The sequence below is a fragment of the Maribacter aurantiacus genome, from assembly GCF_005780245.1.
In the GTDB taxonomy this organism is placed as follows: domain Bacteria; phylum Bacteroidota; class Bacteroidia; order Flavobacteriales; family Flavobacteriaceae; genus Maribacter; species Maribacter flavus.
The window spans coordinates 39,989-57,067 of sequence record NZ_VBUK01000013.1 but is presented as its reverse complement, the minus strand read 5'-3'; the positions used below and the strand labels follow the sequence as shown (position 1 = coordinate 57,067).

The window sequence follows — 17,079 nt, the reverse complement described above, 5'->3', positions numbered from 1 at the left end:
GCGACATGGTTTTAAACAAAAACACGGCTAAAAAAACAGCTGAGCTTCTGCTGCAAATTAATGCAATTAAATTGAAACCCGAAAATCCTTTTACATGGGCTTCAGGCTGGAAATCCCCTATTTATTGCGACAACAGAATCTTACTTTCGTATCCTAGCATTCGCAACTTCATAAAGGACGAAATGGCAAAACAGGTAGAGTCCCTTTACGGTAAACCCGATGTAATCGCGGGAGTAGCTACAGGGGCCATTGGAATGGGAGCATTGGTAGCGGATGCCTTGGGACTCCCCTTCATTTATGTGCGACCGGAACCTAAATCCCACGGTAGGCAAAACCAAATTGAAGGCTACCTGGAACCACACCAAACGGTCGTGGTAATCGAGGATTTGATTAGTACCGGAAAAAGTAGCTTAAATGCCGTGGATGCCTTGGAGGCCTATGGTGCTAATGTAAAAGGAATGTTGGCCATATTTACCTATGGTTTTGAAACTGCCACCTTAAATTTTGCGGAACGAAAAGTGGAACTCCACACTTTGAGCAATTATGAGTATTTGATCGAGCAGGCATCGGAAACCAACTACATCAAGGAAGAACAACTGAACACACTAATGCAATGGAGGAAGAATCCTTCAAAATGGTTACAATAGTAATATGTTTATAGAATCGCCCAAATCAAAAGTATCCAAGAGTAAGGAAGAAACTTTCAACTTTTTGAACGACCTGGCCAATTTTGAAAAATTGATGCCCGAGAATATCGACAAGTTCGAGGTACTGAACGAAAACAGATTTCTATTCTCCCTAAAGGGAATGCCGGAAATCGTTCTTGAAAAAAAGAATCAGCAACCCTATTCCAAACTTGTTTTGGGCGCTGCCAGCGAAAAACTGCCATTCACCTTGACTGCCGATATCCATGAGCTGGAACCGTCCAAAAGTGAGGTAACCCTTAGCTTCGCCGGTGAATTTAATGCCATGATGGCCATGATGATAAAATCGCCCATTACCAACTTCATGAACACCTTGGCAACCAATTTGGAGAAAATTTAGTAAAGCAGGGTAATTTCCTTTATATCATATTCCGCAAGGCTATCGTCCTCCAATCGTATCCGTAATTTTCCTTCATTCCCAACTCCTAGAATAATGCCGTTGAAAGTTGATCCATCTCCAGATTTAAAGGTGCTCGCGACGCCTTTTCTGAACAGAATTGAATGATATTCGCGATGAATTACTTTCTCCTGACCGGATTGGAGCATCGACAAGGTAATCTCTAAATTTTGCATCAAACTGTGCAATAATTCCTCCAAATCATACAGGATACCCGTTTTATTGTATAAAGAGGATGCTTTAGGGTTTCCCGGAAAATAGGACTGGTTCACATTCAACCCAATTCCAATAATTACCGATTTTAAAGAGATACCCACAATACTGTTCTCTATTAAAATCCCGCAAATTTTGTGGGAACCTGACATAATGTCGTTCGGCCATTTTACGGTAATCCTAGGGATTTTCAATAAGTCCAAAGTCCTAAATACGGCCAAGGAAACGGCCATGTTGAGCTCAAAATGTTTATTAAGTTGGAATCCCTCCATTTTTTTCAAGACACTGAATGTTAGGTTTTTACCAGGTTCGGTACACCAATTTCCATCCATTTGCCCCCTACCCCTTGTCTGGTTTTTGGCCCAAACGACCGTAAAATCATCTAGGTAGCCGCTTTTGGCCAATTCCTTTAAAAAGGTATTGGTAGATGCCGTGGCATCAAGTTTGATTAATCGCATATATATTTGTTAAGGGCCTATCTTTAATCTATTGTTAAAAACTAAGCCTAAAAGAGCAAAAAAACAATAACTTTGTAAAAACTAAAACTTTTGAATGCAGAAAAGGAAAACTAGTGCAGATGAGCTAATTGCATTGATTTTACAGGGAATAGAAGAAGTAAAAGGACAAAATATAAATTTACTCGACCTAAGGGAAATCGAAAATACCGTTTGTGACTACTTTATTATTTGTAATGGTACCTCCAACACGCATGTAAACGCAATCGTAGGTTCTATCCAAAAAACGGTCAGTAAGGCAAGTAAGGACAAACCTTGGCATGTAGAAGGTACGGAAAATGCCGAATGGGTTTTAATGGACTATGTAAATATTGTGGTCCATGTCTTCCAAAAGCACATCAGGGAATTTTACGATATAGAAGGGCTATGGGGTGATGCAAAATTCACTACCATAGAAAGTAGCGTTAATAATTAATAAAATAGAATGGCAAAAGAGAATAATACGAGTCCCAAAAAACCAAAATTCAGTTCTTGGTGGATATATGGATTGGTAGCGGTATTGCTTATAGGGTTTCAATTGTTCAGTAGTGATGATTTGGCAAGTACCAAAAAAACCACCACTTCAGAATTACAGGAATATCTAAGAAATGGGGATGTTCAGAAAATATTGATAATTACCAATACCAATCAGGCAAAGGTATTTCTGACGGACGAAGCAATGACCAAGGAAGTCCATAAGGACGTTTCCGAAAAATCCTTTTTGCCAACATCGGGAAGTGTACCCCAATATACGCTGGATTATGGGGATTTACAGATTTTCCAGAACGAGATTACCGAAATAAAAAAGGACAACAACCTGGATACGATCATTGAATTTGGAAAGGAATCCACGGCTATTTTGGACTTTTTGCTATCCCTGTTGCCATTTGTACTGATTATTGGTATTTGGATATACCTAATGAGAAGAATGTCCGGTGGTGGAGGCGGTGGTGCCGGAGGGCAAATTTTCAACATTGGAAAATCCAAGGCCAAATTGTTCGATGAGAAAACGGATACTCGAACTTCTTTTAAGGATGTAGCCGGATTGGAAGGGGCCAAGGAGGAAGTTGAGGAAATTGTGGAGTTCCTGAGAAATCCGGATAAGTATACTTCACTTGGTGGTAAAATCCCAAAGGGAGCCTTGTTGGTTGGACCTCCAGGTACCGGTAAGACCCTCTTGGCAAAGGCCGTAGCCGGGGAAGCCAAAGTACCTTTCTTTTCACTATCCGGTTCGGATTTTGTGGAAATGTTTGTAGGTGTTGGTGCATCCAGGGTAAGAGATCTATTCAAACAGGCAAAGGACAAATCCCCCGCAATTATATTCATCGATGAAATCGATGCCATTGGTAGGGCACGGGGTAAAAATAACTTTACGGGTTCCAACGACGAAAGGGAAAATACGTTGAACCAGTTGTTAACGGAGATGGACGGTTTTGGTACCAACACCAATGTCATCGTCTTGGCAGCTACCAACCGTGCCGATGTCTTGGATAAGGCCTTGATGCGTGCCGGTAGGTTCGATAGGCAGATTTATGTGGACCTTCCGGATATTAGGGAACGAAAGGAAATATTTGAGGTTCACTTAAGACCGATTAAAACGGCCGAAACCTTGGATTTGGATTTCCTTGCCAGACAAACTCCAGGTTTTTCGGGTGCGGATATTGCCAATGTTTGTAACGAAGCAGCATTAATAGCTGCCAGAAAGGAACAAAAGGCCGTTAGCAGACAAGATTTCTTGGATGCCGTGGATAGGATCGTTGGAGGTCTTGAAAAGAAAAATAAAATCATAACTCCGGGAGAGAAGGAGACAATCGCCTATCATGAGGCCGGTCATGCTACGGTAAGCTGGATGCTGGAACATGCCGCCCCCTTGGTAAAGGTGACCATAGTTCCTAGGGGACAATCCCTAGGTGCCGCATGGTACCTGCCGGAAGAAAGACTCATTGTTAGGCCAGACCAGATGTTGGACGAGATGTGCGCCACCATGGGCGGTAGAGCGGCAGAGAAAGTAATTTTCGACAAAATTTCAACAGGCGCCTTGAGCGACTTGGAAAAGGTCACAAAACAGGCCAAGGCCATGGTTACCATTTATGGTTTGAACGATACGATCGGTAATCTTACCTATTACGATTCCTCTGGTCAGGATTCCTACGGATTCTCCAAACCGTACAGCGAGGAAACAGCAAGGAAAATAGACGAGGAGATTTCAAAGATTATAGAGGAACAATATCAAAGAGCCATTAAAGTCCTTACCGATAATAAGGACAAACTGACAACCTTGGCCCAAAGGCTTTTGGAAAAAGAGGTTATCTTTAAAGAGGATTTGGAAAAAATATTTGGAAAACGAACATTTGACAAAGACCTAAAGGAAGAGGAACGTCAAAAGTTGGAGACCTCCGAGTCCAAAAAAGATGCGGAAGAAGACGAGAAAGTAGCAGAAAATAGTTAATTATGTACTTCGATTTTGTATCGCAAATGAACGTTTGGACTATTTGGTAGATTAAAAAATTACATGGGGCTTTTAGATATTTTATTTGGTGGGGGGAAAAAGAAAATTTCCAAGGAAACTGCGGAAACGCGCGGTGAGCACATGCCAGATTTAGCCCTCCCGGTAGATGAAAAATTTACCATCCACTTCAAAAAGAACGGCGGCAAATTCATTTATTGCATATCTGACCAAGAAGTACTGAAGGCCATTCAAAACATTATCGAAGAAAATGGCTGGGAAGACCATCCGTTTTTTGCAATGAATCCCCAGTTGGTCAAGAAGTTCTCCAAAGAGCAAATCTCCTTTACTGAAAAAATATCGGAAAGCGAGGTGTTCCTGACGACTTGCGAACACTTGATCGCCCAAAACGGAAGTATTTTGGTATGCTCCAACCAGCTGATGGAGAAAAAAATAAATGAACTTCCAAGCAACGTAATCGTTTATGCCACCACAAGTCAATTGGTGGAATCCATTGGGGAAGGTCTTAAGGCCATAAAAAAGAAATATGGCCCCGCCATTCCGGCAAATATTACCACATTAAAACACTTTAAGGCCACTGAGGAAAATTCAGATGATTTTCTAACATATGGCAGTAGTACTAAAAATCTTTATCTTTTATTGCTGGAAGATTTATAGTATGAAATTCCCATTAGTAGAATATTTAAATCACACTGTCCATTTTTATTGGCGCATTACATCTGACTTATTAAATACATTAAATAATTTCAGATGAAAGAGGTTCTAAGAAGATCGCTTACGGGCGCCGTGTATATTATTCTACTATTATCGGCTGTATTTCTAAGCTCGGATGCATTTGATTTTCTTTTTATGATATTTGGGCTTGCCTGTCTCTATGAATATAAAAGACTCGTAAAACTTAAGGGATATTATATTTTTTTGGCCTACCTCTCCTTATGGTGGGCCTATATTTATCTGATACATGACCAAATTTTGATTAACATTTTAATGTTTATCACGATTTTTATCGATATATATTTATTATTCTATCTTTTTTCAAAAAAACAATCAAGTTTTACACCATTGTTTAAATTTTTGGTTGGTTTGTTCTACATAGGTGGTGGATGTATCTTTCTAACGATGATTCCCTATAAGAACGATGCGTTTGCCAAGCTATTGATAATGGGCATATTTATATTGATTTGGGTAAACGACTCTTTCGCATATATCGTTGGCAAGACCATGGGAAGGACCAAGTTATTCCCTGAAGTTTCCCCAAAAAAAACTGTGGAGGGGACGGTTGGAGGTTATATCTTTGCCCTTGGTGCGGCGTATATCATGGGTACCCAAGAACAAATTATAGGCCCCATACAATGGATGCTCCTAGCCAGTGTTATCGTTGTAACGGGAAGTTTGGGTGACTTGATCGAATCAAAACTAAAAAGGTCCGCAGGTGTAAAAGACAGTGGGGCCATATTGCCGGGTCACGGTGGCATGCTGGACAGATTGGACAGTTTGGTTTTTGCCGCCCCATTTGCTTATTTAACGTTAAATATTTTTACCTATGTTTCATAGAGAAGGTCAAAAAATAATCTTAATTACCTTTTTTATTACGGCACTGGCAGTTTTGCTGGCCCACTTCTTTGTGAATATACCTTGGATAAAACTAGCGATCCAAATTACCGCTTTGGTCATTCTTATCCTCATACTCCAATTTTTTAGGAACCCTAAAAGAAGATCCAACAAATCTTTCAATGAAATTTTGGCCCCTGTTGATGGTAAGGTTGTAGTTATAGAAGAAGTTGAGGAAACCGAATATTTTAAGGAGAAGCGCAAACAGGTTTCCATTTTTATGTCTCCAATCAACGTACATGTAACTCGGTATCCCGCGAGCGGAAAAGTAAAATATTCAAAATACCATCCCGGCAAATATCTTGTGGCCTGGCATCCAAAATCCAGTGAGGAGAACGAAAGAACGACCGTTGTAATTGGAACACCAAAATTTGGGGATATCCTTTTCAGACAGATAGCTGGGGCAATGGCAAGACGTATCGTAAATTACGCAGAAGTGGGTGAAAGCGTGCAGCAAGGTGAAGATTCCGGTTTCATCAAGTTTGGCTCTAGGGTTGACGTATTTCTTCCCTTAAACTGCCAAATAAACGTTTCCTTAGGACAAAAGGTAAAAGGAGCCATTACCTGTATAGCAACGTATGTTGACCCAAATGAGCAAGAAGAATCTAAATACTGATTTTCAAGAAGCGGTAGCGTTCGTAAGCAATTATGAATTTCCCATTCCAGCGGATATTTTATTGAAACTTTATGCCTATTATAAAGTGGCCACTAAAAATTTCAGCAATCCCGGAAGTAAGACTCCATTAATCAATGCCTTTAAGGCGAACGCATTGATTCAGGCACAAAATATCAGCATTGAAGATGCCATGAGAGAATATATAAACTTGGTAGAAAAAGAGTTGAAACCAGACGGTAAATAAACTCATCCAACAAGTAGGCTACTCGTAAAGATCCTCCAAATCGGCATCACACAAGTCCACAAATAGGTTACTTACTTTCGCGCAAACATCCCTAAAAAACCGTGCGCCCTTTTCTTTGGTGGCCAATTCCGGATTCCCGGTTCCAGTATCCTCTGTTATTTTGGACCATTCACGTTCTGCCCATACACCCCCTTGGGAAAAGGCCTTTATCTTGAACTTTTTGTGGTCGCCCCTACCCCATTGTTCTTTGGAAAGTACTAAATCCTCCCTTAAATAGAGCATGAGACTTGTTTCCATTTCATCGGCATGGTCGCCTGCCTTTTCAAAAAATTTGTACTTGTCCAGCATCTGTGGAAAGAAGCAAAAACTGATGAACATTTTAGGGAAGAGTAGTCCCAACTCGCGTATCATAGGTTTAAAGTCGTTACCTCCATGTCCGTTAAAAATAAGCAACTTATAAAGCCCTTGATTATTTAGCACGGTGATGATGTCCTTTAAAATGGCAAATTGGGTGCTTGGATTTAGGTTGATATCCAAGTAGATATCCTTCTGGCCGGTATTCACACCAAAGGGAATGGTGGGCAGCACAACCACTTTTTTTCCTTGCTCCCATGCGATTCTTGCCGACTCAGCGACCATAGCTTCCGCTTGAAAGTTGTCCGTCGCATAGGGAAGATGGTAATTATGGGCCTCCGTTGCGCCCCAAGGTAACACGGCCAATTGAAATTGTTCGTCCTTTAGATGTTTCCAATTAGTTTCGGCCAAAATGTAAGGTCGTATCATACCAATATTCTTTTCTTTTTAAACAGATTCGTAAAGTAAACTATCTTTGGGCAAGCCTACGAGTCATACTTCGAAAACGAATTATTATTTTCGAGGTAAGCCTTGGAGTTTAAACCCTTTGGCGGTGCCAATATATACTTCCTATTATGGTCGACAAAAAGTAAAGAAGTATGAGCGTTTTACCTGCCGAAAAATAGGAATTCAATCCGAACCAATCCCCAGTAGATAAAATAATCGTACAACCCAGCACCCCCCGGAAAACTTCAATCCATACGGCATAGGTATCACCATCCATTAAGGAAGTGTATCCATAAATTCCCAGAAAAACCAAACCTCCGTACCACAACAACTGATTGACCTCCAAGTTTCCAAAATTTGCGAACATGAACAGCAATAATAGTAGTGAAATGACCAATTGAAAAATCAAGTATGCATTGAATGCCTTGCTCGTTGGTGTGACATAACGTTCAAAATTGTACACATCGGTTATAACGTCCGTGGGATATTTGTCCTTGACATCACTGGGCCGCCAACCTGTTGGCATAAACCAAATCCTAATTTTATCCCAAAGATTTTTGGTCCTCCACGCATCTAACGACAACATCCACAGATGTTGAAAGTTGATTCTTATAGGATTCCAGGTTCTTGCAGGTTTCAAAATTCCATATTGTGGAGGAACATCTGGTAATTCTTCCTGAAACGTTCCGAACATTCGATCCCAAATACAGAAAACCTGACCCAAGTTCTTATCAATGTACTCGGGATTAATGGCATGGTGTACCCTATGCTGGGATGGCGTTACGATAATGTATTCCAACCATCCCATTTTTCCAATATGTTGTGTGTGATACCAAAATTGGGCAAATAGTTGTATGGGAGCCAAAATAGCGATGACCTCGTTGGGAACGCCCAAAAAGGCAGCAGGTAGCAACAAAAACGGGAAATAACCCAATACGTTGGAAACCGATTGTCGTAAGGCACAGGCCAAATTGAATTTCTCACTACTATGGTGGATCACATGTTGGTTCCAGAAAAAATTGACCTTATGGCTTAACCTGTGGTTCCAATACCCCGCAAAATCTATGGCAATAAAACCAATGACCCACGTAAGCCAGGTAGGTTCAATACTGGTAATGGCCAAATGTTCGAGCAAAAATGGGTAGGATATCAGTACCAAGACGATTCCTAGCGAGTCTTTAATAATGTTGGTAAGTCCGGAACTTATGCTGGAAACTGTATCCAACACCGTGTATTTTTGGTCCTTTAGAAAATGACCATAGGCCATCTCCATGATTAATAAGAGAATAAAAAAAGGTATGGCGTATAACAGTGCGGTTGCGTAGGTTTCCAAAACTCTCTATTTAACACTTAAAAGATACAAACTCCTTAAGAATGCCCAAAAGGCATATTGATTCTTATGGTTCAAATCGAAAGATATAGCCTTTGCCATGAACATTTTCGATTTTAATAGAGGCATCCTTTTCCAAAAATTTTCGCAATCGGGTAATGAATACGTTCAAACTTTTCTTGTTGAAATAATCATTTTTGCCCCAAATTTTGATGAGAATATCCTTGTGGGGACACAATTGGTTCTTTTTTTCGACCAAATATTTTAAAAGCTCACTCTCCTTCGTCGTTAGATTTATCTTTTGTCCGCCAACTAACAATTCTTGGTTAAGCGAGTTAAAATGATAGAGACCGATTATGTATGACTCGACTTCCTCTTTTTTAGGGATGGGTTTTTCCAGTCTTGAAAGAAGGTTCTCAATTCTAATGACCAACTCTTCCTCATCGATGGGTTTTTTCAGGTAATCCACTGCACCCAAATAAAACCCTTTAAGTACGTCTACTTTCAGGGACTTTGCGGTTAGGAAAATAAAGGGGAGTTCAGAAAAATTTTCATTTATTTTTTCTGCCAATGTAAACCCATCCATTTCCGGCATCATGACGTCCAATACGGCCAAATCGAATTTAGTTTGGTCCAATTTCACCAAAGCTTCCTTGCCGTTTTTTGCCCAAATGACCTCGAAGCTTTTCATTTTCAAGTATTCTGATAATAAATACCCAACTGCCTCGTCATCCTCTACCAAAAGGATTCTTTTCTTTTCTTCCATCATGATACTATAGGAATTGTTAATCTAACTTTTGTGCCTTTTTTCTCCTCACTGCTCATTTGAACCTTGCCCCCATGCTTTTTGATTACTTTTTTAACGTAACTCAGTCCCAAACCATACCCTTTCACACTATGAAGGTCTCCATTTGTAACTCTGTAAAATTTCTGAAACACCCTTTGTGACTCCTCCTTTGAAATCCCAATACCATTATCGGTCACCTTCACAATGAGCCTATGGCCATCTTTATAAGCCTTCAAATGGATTTCGGGCTCGGGGGAATATTTTTTTGCATTGTCCAGAATATTATTGATGGCGTTTTCCAAATGAAAGACTTCCGCGTTAAGTATATAGTTTTCCCCAGCCAAATCATAGTTAAAAATACCATTTTCTATGGCGACCAGTGTCTTGAATTCGGCACACAGGTTTTCCAAATATGGTTTAAAATCTACTTTGGTCAAGGTAATCACGCTTTTACCGGATTCCAGACTGGCCAACTCCAAGACTTTTTCTATGTGACCGGACAAACGTCCTACCTGTTGTCTGATTATTCCCAAAACCGGTTTTTGTTTTTCGTTCGCGGATTCATCCAAGATTTTGGTTGCCAATCCAATAGAAAATACCGGGGTCTTTAGCTCATGCGTAAGATTGTTGATAAATTCATTGGTAGTCGTAATGACATTACTTTGCCAATAGTAGGTACGCAATACCCAAAAAATAGTCGCACAAATCCCTATCAAAAACAATATGCTGGGAAATGTAAGGCCGTTTAGTTTCGCTAAAAAATAATTGTGTAGATTTTCAAATTTAAGATCTAACACAACCGGTTTGCCCAACAATTGGGGGAAATAACCCTCCAAATCAATGGGATAAGAATCAACATCGTCCATCCCTTCAAAGGTATTTGTGGAATGCAGTACATAGCTACTATCCTTGGCATAGAGGGTATAGGTAAAATCAGATTCAATACCTTGATTTAAAAGTTGGTCCCTAATAAAATCGTCCAAAAACATGTTTCCCACATTTTGCAGGCTATCAACACTGACCTTAAAAAATGAGGTATCCCTTCGAATGCCCTCACCAATTAAATACGTGAGTTTGTTTTCTTCATTTAGACTGTTAGCCACTAAAGTACCCACTCTATCTATTTTAGAATCGAACTGAACTTTTGCCAAACTTAGGCCTATACGTAAATACTGGTATTGTACAATTGCCAACCCCACAATTGAAACCAAAAACACCCCTATGTAGATATATCTCTTTTTCAAAATCCCTACGAAATAACTTAAATAAATGCGTTTATTAATGAAAATTAATATTCCGTTAATTGCATTAAACTTTCCTTAAACCTCTTTACCCTACCCTTAATGCTTCTGGATGCCTTATTACAGTAAGTTTGTCAATGTTAATAAATTAATCTTGAGTTAAGTTCATGTTTCATAACAGAATGTTTTAAAAGCCAACTCTTTGTAGCGTGGAGTTGGCTTTTTATACCGCTACTTTTCCCAACGACCAACTAAATACAAACCCAATCATGCAAAGAATTCCGTACTTCATCATTCTTCTATGTTTATTTTATCCATTATTCTCAACTTATTCACAAGGTTGTGTAGCAATACGGCATTTTTCTTCTTGTGTTGGCAGCAATTTAGAGAACAATTTATTAAGCACCGGAGATATTCAAATTGGAGTCAATTACCGGTATTTTAAGTCCTTTAGGCATTTTAGGGGTACGGAGGAAGAACCGGATAGACTCGCCAACAATACGGAGGTAATCAATCATTCCCATGCGTGGGATTTTTTTGCCACTTACGGAATAAACGATAGACTGTATGCCAGCATCACCATACCAACGGTAATAAATACAAGATCATCACTCTATGAACATGGTCGCAATGAAAGAAATGTAACATTTTCAAGAGGACTTGCCGATATACGGTTCGGGTTTGGCTATTGGGTTTTCGATATGGAAAAATCCCCAAACGGAAACCTTGCCTTGGGACTAGGTGTAAAGCTGCCAACGGGTAACTACAATGCATCGGATATTTTTTATAATGTGGGACCGAACGGGGAGCCTCAGACAAGACCAGTAGACCAGTCCATTCAACCAGGTGACGGAGGATTTGGGGTCACGGTCGACTTTCAATTCTATCAAAAAATAACCACGGATGTTTTTAGCTATGCCAGCGGATTTTATCTAATAAACCCCAGGGAAACGAATGGCGTTAGGACCTTTAGGGAGACCTTGAGCCCAATTTTGCAAAATGAATCCATCATGGCGGTACCGGACCAATATTCGCTCAGGGGAGGGCTTAGTTATAACATCTCGCCCACAATATCATCTTCGCTTGGCGCCCGGTTCGATTGCGTGCCCGTCAAGGATTTGATCGGTGGAAATGAAGGGTTCAGGCGACCTGGAAATGTACTATCCATAGACCCTGGAGTAAGTTTTATGAAGAGTAATTTTGTAATAAACCTGAACGTACCTTTCGCGGTCCGTAGGGAGCGGCCTCAAAGCATAACCGACTTGCAGACCGAACAGCTTACAGGTACCCCAAGGAATGGGGATGCCGCCTTTTCCGACTATGTTATAAACTTGGGTGTTACCTATCGCTTTGCCAATAACAAGGTAAGACTTGCCCCTGAACTTGAGAATAATTTCAAATAATCAATTCAAATACATACCAAATGAATATTCAAAACATTAAGAGACGCTATTTACAAATATCTATTGGACTGGTATATCTATGGTTTGGGACCCTTAAGTTCTTTCCCAATTTGAGTCCGGCAGAGGAACTTGCGAAAAAAACCATTGGAGAGCTTACCTTTTCATTGATACCATCAAATATTTCAATATTGCTCTTGGCCCTTTGGGAAGTTCTCGTGGGACTGTTTTTCCTTTTCAACCTTCAAAAAAAGACAACCATAAAAGTGGCCGTTATACACATGGTTCTAACCTTTACGCCGCTGGTTTTTTTCCCGGAACTGATTTTCAATGAGAACTTGTTAACGCTCACCTTGTTAGGTCAGTATATCATTAAAAACCTTATTATCCTAGGAGCCTTGGGTGTCCTTTGGATAGAAGTGATTCAGGAAGCTTCCGCTTCCATTGAAATAAAGGAAGAACTTACAGGGTCTGAAGTAAGCCTGAAACGTATTTTTAGATTCAGGTAATTAATTGGGTCCTACCATGATGTGGGCCCTGTGGGTACCGGGGTCCATCAACCAGGGCATTCCTTTGGCATGGGGTTTATCGGGCAGACCCGTGGATTCCGTTGTGGCATAGGGAATGTAGATCACATATCTAAATTGACCGTTCGCCAATTCCCCTGTAGAGGCGTTATAATCGGTATCCGTGCCATAATATACATACATCATACTTGGTTCCCTAGGCATGTCCAATGTACCGTTGGCAATCTCCTTGCCCCTAATTTCACGGATTTCCATGACATCCTTTCCTTCGGCCCTGAGTTCTCGTCCACGTTTCATAAAAGGTTCCAGTTTTTTGGAATAGCAGGAAACGCTGATACCTTCCTTTTGGGGGTCATCGGCCAAACAGACCAAATTACTTGTTCCCTCCCGTAGTACAACAAAATCCCCATTCGCATCATATCCATAGACCATAGTATCCGTACTGCTACCTTCCGGTACGGGTAAAATGGCCGTCTTAATTTGGATTTCTTTAGGTAAAATAGTTCCTTTCCCGTTCTGGGAGTATAGACAGGCAAATGAAAAAAGTGCAAGGAACAAAAAAGAATACTTCATAATTAAACGATTTATTTCTAGTAAGATACGAAATAATTTATTCTAAATTCCACCTAGGAATCAGTCGGTAAAACAAAAAACCAATCCTAGAACTAGGATTGGTTTTTATTTAATTCTAAGTGAAATCTTATAAGGGTTTTCGACCTGAAATAATATTGTACAGAATTACGATCACGGCAATGACCAACAAGATATGAAGCAAACTACCTGTTGCCAAGCCTGGCACCACGCCCAACATACCCAGCAACCAAATGATGATACAAATAACTGCAACTAACCATAATAGACTTTTCATAATTTTAGTGTTTTTGATTTGAATGGAAATTAGCTGATAATGAATCAACTATCGTCCTTTAACACTATGATTATTAACCCATTTGGTTGGCAAACGAGGTACTTTTAACCCAAACTGGCGAGGCTTTTTTCCAAGGTTTCTATCTTGGCCTCGGCATCGGCTTGTTTTTTACGTTCCATTTCGATCACCTGCTCAGGTGCGTTGTTTACAAATCGCTCATTGGAAAGTTTTTTCTGTACCGATGTCAGAAATCCTTTTATATACTTTAATTCGTCCTCAATTTTGGCCTTTTCGGCCTCCACATCAATGGCTCCGCTCATCGGAATAAAATATTCATTGGATTTCACCCTGAAGGACAAAGCTCCGTCCACCGTTTTATCCACATAGGAAATGGAAGAAAGATTTGTCAACTTCTCGATAACGGAATCCCAATCCCGAACCAAATTTTCCTCATTCAAAACCGATAGTTCCAAGCTTTCCTTCATGGGAATGTTCTTTTCCTTTCGTATGGTTCGGATACCGGCGACTACCTCCGTAACAAAATCAAATTGACCAATAAGGTCTTCATCAGCGGTATAGGGTTCCGGCCATTTTGAGATGATCAAAGCTTGGGAAGGGTCCCGCTCCGAAATATGCTGCCAGACTTCCTCCGTTAAAAACGGCATGAAAGGGTGCAATAATTTGAGGTTTTGCTCAAAAATTTGGATGACGGCCTTGAAGGTTTTTTTATCGATCGGTTGTTGGTAGGCCGGCTTTATAATTTCGAGCAACCACGAACTATAATCGTCCCAAACCATTTTGTAAATGGCCATGAGAGCATCGGAGATTCTGTATTTACCAAAGTGGTCCTCAATTTCCCGCAAGGTCTGGTTGAACTTCGCCCTGTACCAGTCTAAGCCAATTTTGGAGGCTTCGGGCTGGGGAATATCGGCCACTTCCCAACCCTTTAGGAGTCGGAATCCGTTCCAGATTTTATTTGCAAAATTCTTTCCTTGTTGGCATAGGTCCTCATCGAACATTAAATCGTTGCCCGCGGCGGAGCTTAATAGAAGTCCGACCCTCACCCCATCTGCACCATATTCCTCGATAAGTTTTAGAGCATCGGGAGAGTTGCCCAAGGATTTGGACATCTTTCTACGTTGCTTATCACGGACCAGGCCTGTAAAATATACGTTTTCAAAAGGCCTAATATCCCTGTATTCATATCCTGCAATGATCATTCGGGCTACCCAGAAGAAAAGAATGTCCGGCCCCGTAACCAAATCATTGGTGGGGTAATAGTATTTGACCTCTTCATTCTCTGGGTCAAGAATGCCATTAAACACGCTTATGGGCCATAACCAGGAAGAAAACCAAGTATCCAGCACGTCTTCATCCTGTTTTAAATCGGACATGGTCAAATTGGGATTCCCTGATTTTTCCCGGGCCCTATCCAATGCAACTTCGGCATCAAAGGCCACTACAAAATCATCTTGTCCATCCCCAAAATAGTAGGCGGGAATGCGTTGCCCCCACCAAAGCTGTCTGGAAATGTTCCAATCACGGATATTCTCCATCCAATGCCTATAGGTATTGTCAAACCTTTTAGGGAAAAACTTGATATCGTCCGACTCCAAAACTGCCCTTATGGCAGGTTTTACCAATTCCTCCATTTTTAAGAACCACTGATCGGAGAGCCTGGGCTCTATGACCGCCTTTGTACGTTCTGAAGTTCCCACTTTGTTCAAATGCTGTTCGGTCTTGACCAAAAAGCCCTTTTCCTCCAATTCCTTGGCGATTTCCTTCCGTACTACAAATCGGTCCTTGCCTTCATAATGCAGACCATAGGAATTCAGAGTTGCGTCGTCATTAAAAATATCAACGGTTTCCAAATGATGCTTTTCTCCCAGCGCTTTGTCATTTATATCGTGGGCCGGGGTCACTTTTAGGCATCCGGTTCCAAACTCTATGTCAACATACTCATCCTCAATGATTGGAATTACCCTATTGCAAAGCGGTACAACGGCCTTTTTGCCCCTTAAATGGGCATAACGTTCATCATTGGGGTTGATGCAGATGGCGGTGTCACCTAGGATAGTTTCCGGTCTTGTGGTAGCAATAGTAACGGTCTCCCCCAGCCCCTCCGAAGGAGAGGTGCCATCTTCATTGACAACTGTATATTTTAAGAAATACAAAAGCCCCTGTTTTTCCTCATAGATGACCTCTTCGTCAGAGAGGGTAGTTTTGGCCTCAGGGTCCCAATTGACCATTCGGTAACCTCTATAGATGAGTCCTTTTTCAAAAAGGTCCACAAATACCTTGATGACACTGTCATGGCGTTCCTTGTCCATGGTAAAAGCAGTTCTGTCCCAGTCACAGGAGCATCCCAGTTTTTTTAACTGTTCCAGGATGACCCCGCCGTATTCATGGGTCCAGTCCCAGGCATGTTCCAAGAATTCCTCCCTGGATATCTCGTTCTTATGGATTCCCTGTTCCTTAAGTTTTGCCACTACCTTGGCTTCCGTTGCTATGGAGGCATGGTCCGTACCCGGTACCCAACAGGCATTGCGCCCTTTGAGACGCGCACGTCGTATTAAAACGTCTTGTATGGTATTATTGAGCATATGCCCCATATGCAGCACCCCGGTTACGTTTGGAGGCGGAATAACGATGGTATAGGGTTCCCTGTCATCTGGCGTGGAATGAAAGTAATTGTGTTTCATCCAATAGTTATACCAGCGCTTTTCAACCTGATGCGGCTCATACTTAGAGGCTATTTCCATTTTGGAACAGTTTTTGAAATACATTGGGTGGAAAAAATAAAACGGAATGGATTTTCAAAGATCCGTACCGTTTTTCCACGATTAAAATACGAAACAAAAATAAGTAACGTTAGAGTATAACAAAAGGATTTTGGAGTTGTTCTGAAAAGAATTAATTTTGAGATTCATCCTAAATTAAGAATGATGAAAAAAATTGTACTTGTATTATTTGTCGGATTGCTTGGAATGAGTCTAAAAGCCCAGGATAGCGCGGCAAAAATTGAGTTTAAGGAGGAAACCGTGGATTACGGTGAAATCGAAAAAGGTTCGGACGGCGTCCGGGTGTTCGAATTCACGAATACAGGAAATTCGCCTTTGATCATTAGTGATGTGCGTTCAAGCTGTGGATGTACCATCCCTAAAAAACCGGAAGATCCCATCATGCCAGGAAAAACTGGGGAAATCCAGGTAAAATATGACACCAATCGTGTTGGCCCCATTAGAAAAGCGATAACCGTTACTTCAAATGCGGAGACTCCAACAAAGATTTTGAAAATTAAGGGAGAAGTAAAGGCTCCTAGCGGAACTAAGTAGTACGCTTCCCAATAATTTGAAAGCCCTCCCCAAAAGAGGGCTTT

At 40.9% G+C, this 17,079-nt stretch carries 19 protein-coding genes; 11 read left to right on the top strand and 8 right to left on the bottom strand.

What is annotated here, in order from left to right:
• Positions 1-5 precede the first annotated feature (5 nt).
• Both pyrE and FEK29_RS16395 read left to right on the top strand, forming a co-directional pair.
• Positions 6-647, top strand: coding sequence for an orotate phosphoribosyltransferase (gene pyrE, locus FEK29_RS16400; RefSeq protein WP_138259522.1), 642 nt, complete (start codon positions 6-8; stop codon positions 645-647).
• 4 nt (positions 648-651) lie between these two features.
• Positions 652-1,044, top strand: a complete 393-nt coding sequence (locus tag FEK29_RS16395; RefSeq protein WP_138259521.1) for an SRPBCC family protein — start codon at positions 652-654, stop codon at positions 1,042-1,044.
• Here FEK29_RS16395 and FEK29_RS16390 read toward each other — a convergent pair.
• Complete coding sequence (locus FEK29_RS16390; RefSeq protein ID WP_138259520.1) at positions 1,041-1,772, bottom strand: biotin--[acetyl-CoA-carboxylase] ligase; 732 nt, start codon at positions 1,770-1,772, stop codon at positions 1,041-1,043. The two genes, FEK29_RS16395 and FEK29_RS16390, sit on opposite strands and share 4 nt — an antisense overlap.
• A gap of 94 nt (positions 1,773-1,866) precedes the next feature.
• Here FEK29_RS16390 and rsfS point away from each other — a divergent pair, with 94 nt between their 5' ends.
• The 6 genes from rsfS to FEK29_RS16360 all read left to right on the top strand — a co-directional run bounded on the left by rsfS (position 1,867) and on the right by FEK29_RS16360 (position 6,746).
• Complete coding sequence (gene rsfS, locus FEK29_RS16385) at positions 1,867-2,244, top strand: ribosome silencing factor (protein WP_138259519.1); 378 nt, start codon at positions 1,867-1,869, stop codon at positions 2,242-2,244.
• 9 nt (positions 2,245-2,253) lie between these two features.
• Entirely contained in the window at positions 2,254-4,257 is a 2,004-nt protein-coding gene (ftsH, locus tag FEK29_RS16380) for an ATP-dependent zinc metalloprotease FtsH (RefSeq protein WP_138259518.1), read from the top strand.
• Between the two features lie 63 nt (positions 4,258-4,320).
• On the top strand, positions 4,321-4,932 hold the full coding sequence (locus tag FEK29_RS16375; RefSeq protein WP_138259517.1) for an LUD domain-containing protein: 612 nt from the start codon (positions 4,321-4,323) through the stop codon (positions 4,930-4,932).
• Positions 4,933-5,025: 93 nt separating this feature from the next.
• Positions 5,026-5,829 carry a phosphatidate cytidylyltransferase gene (locus tag FEK29_RS16370; protein ID WP_138259516.1) on the top strand — a complete coding sequence of 268 codons (804 nt, stop codon included), beginning with the start codon at positions 5,026-5,028 and terminating at the stop codon, positions 5,827-5,829.
• Positions 5,819-6,502: a phosphatidylserine decarboxylase family protein gene (locus tag FEK29_RS16365; protein ID WP_138259515.1), complete on the top strand. Its 684-nt coding sequence runs from the start codon at positions 5,819-5,821 to the stop codon at positions 6,500-6,502. The genes FEK29_RS16370 and FEK29_RS16365 overlap by 11 nt, the downstream gene beginning before the upstream one ends.
• Entirely contained in the window at positions 6,477-6,746 is a 270-nt protein-coding gene (locus tag FEK29_RS16360) for an acyl-CoA-binding protein (RefSeq protein WP_138259514.1), read from the top strand. The genes FEK29_RS16365 and FEK29_RS16360 overlap by 26 nt, the downstream gene beginning before the upstream one ends.
• A gap of 18 nt (positions 6,747-6,764) precedes the next feature.
• Here the strand turns inward: FEK29_RS16360 and FEK29_RS16355 are convergent, their stop codons facing one another.
• The 4 genes from FEK29_RS16355 to FEK29_RS16340 form a co-directional block, all read right to left on the bottom strand.
• Complete coding sequence (locus FEK29_RS16355; protein ID WP_205123425.1) at positions 6,765-7,529, bottom strand: creatininase family protein; 765 nt, start codon at positions 7,527-7,529, stop codon at positions 6,765-6,767.
• 109 nt (positions 7,530-7,638) lie between these two features.
• Positions 7,639-8,880, bottom strand: a complete 1,242-nt coding sequence (locus tag FEK29_RS16350) for a sterol desaturase family protein (protein WP_138259513.1) — start codon at positions 8,878-8,880, stop codon at positions 7,639-7,641.
• A gap of 64 nt (positions 8,881-8,944) precedes the next feature.
• On the bottom strand, positions 8,945-9,646 hold the full coding sequence (locus FEK29_RS16345) for a response regulator transcription factor (RefSeq protein ID WP_240042773.1): 702 nt from the start codon (positions 9,644-9,646) through the stop codon (positions 8,945-8,947).
• Positions 9,643-10,908, bottom strand: a complete 1,266-nt coding sequence (locus tag FEK29_RS16340) for a sensor histidine kinase (protein WP_138259512.1) — start codon at positions 10,906-10,908, stop codon at positions 9,643-9,645. The genes FEK29_RS16345 and FEK29_RS16340 overlap by 4 nt, the downstream gene beginning before the upstream one ends.
• Positions 10,909-11,174: 266 nt before the next feature.
• On the opposite strand from FEK29_RS16340, the gene FEK29_RS16335 reads away from it, so the two are divergent.
• Entirely contained in the window at positions 11,175-12,308 is a 1,134-nt protein-coding gene (locus FEK29_RS16335; RefSeq protein WP_138259511.1) for a transporter, read from the top strand.
• A 20-nt stretch (positions 12,309-12,328) separates the two neighbouring features.
• Entirely contained in the window at positions 12,329-12,814 is a 486-nt protein-coding gene (locus FEK29_RS16330; RefSeq protein ID WP_193554892.1) for a hypothetical protein, read from the top strand.
• Here the strand turns inward: FEK29_RS16330 and FEK29_RS16325 are convergent, their stop codons facing one another.
• The 3 genes from FEK29_RS16325 to FEK29_RS16315 form a co-directional block, all read right to left on the bottom strand.
• Complete coding sequence (locus FEK29_RS16325; protein WP_138259510.1) at positions 12,815-13,405, bottom strand: hypothetical protein; 591 nt, start codon at positions 13,403-13,405, stop codon at positions 12,815-12,817. It lies immediately after the preceding gene.
• A 127-nt stretch (positions 13,406-13,532) separates the two neighbouring features.
• Positions 13,533-13,700 carry a lmo0937 family membrane protein gene (locus tag FEK29_RS16320; RefSeq protein WP_123803448.1) on the bottom strand — a complete coding sequence of 56 codons (168 nt, stop codon included), beginning with the start codon at positions 13,698-13,700 and terminating at the stop codon, positions 13,533-13,535.
• A gap of 104 nt (positions 13,701-13,804) precedes the next feature.
• Entirely contained in the window at positions 13,805-16,462 is a 2,658-nt protein-coding gene (locus FEK29_RS16315) for a valine--tRNA ligase (protein ID WP_138259509.1), read from the bottom strand.
• 180 nt (positions 16,463-16,642) lie between these two features.
• On the opposite strand from FEK29_RS16315, the gene FEK29_RS16310 reads away from it, so the two are divergent.
• Complete coding sequence (locus FEK29_RS16310; protein ID WP_138259508.1) at positions 16,643-17,035, top strand: DUF1573 domain-containing protein; 393 nt, start codon at positions 16,643-16,645, stop codon at positions 17,033-17,035.
• The last annotated feature ends 44 nt before the right edge of the window (positions 17,036-17,079 follow it).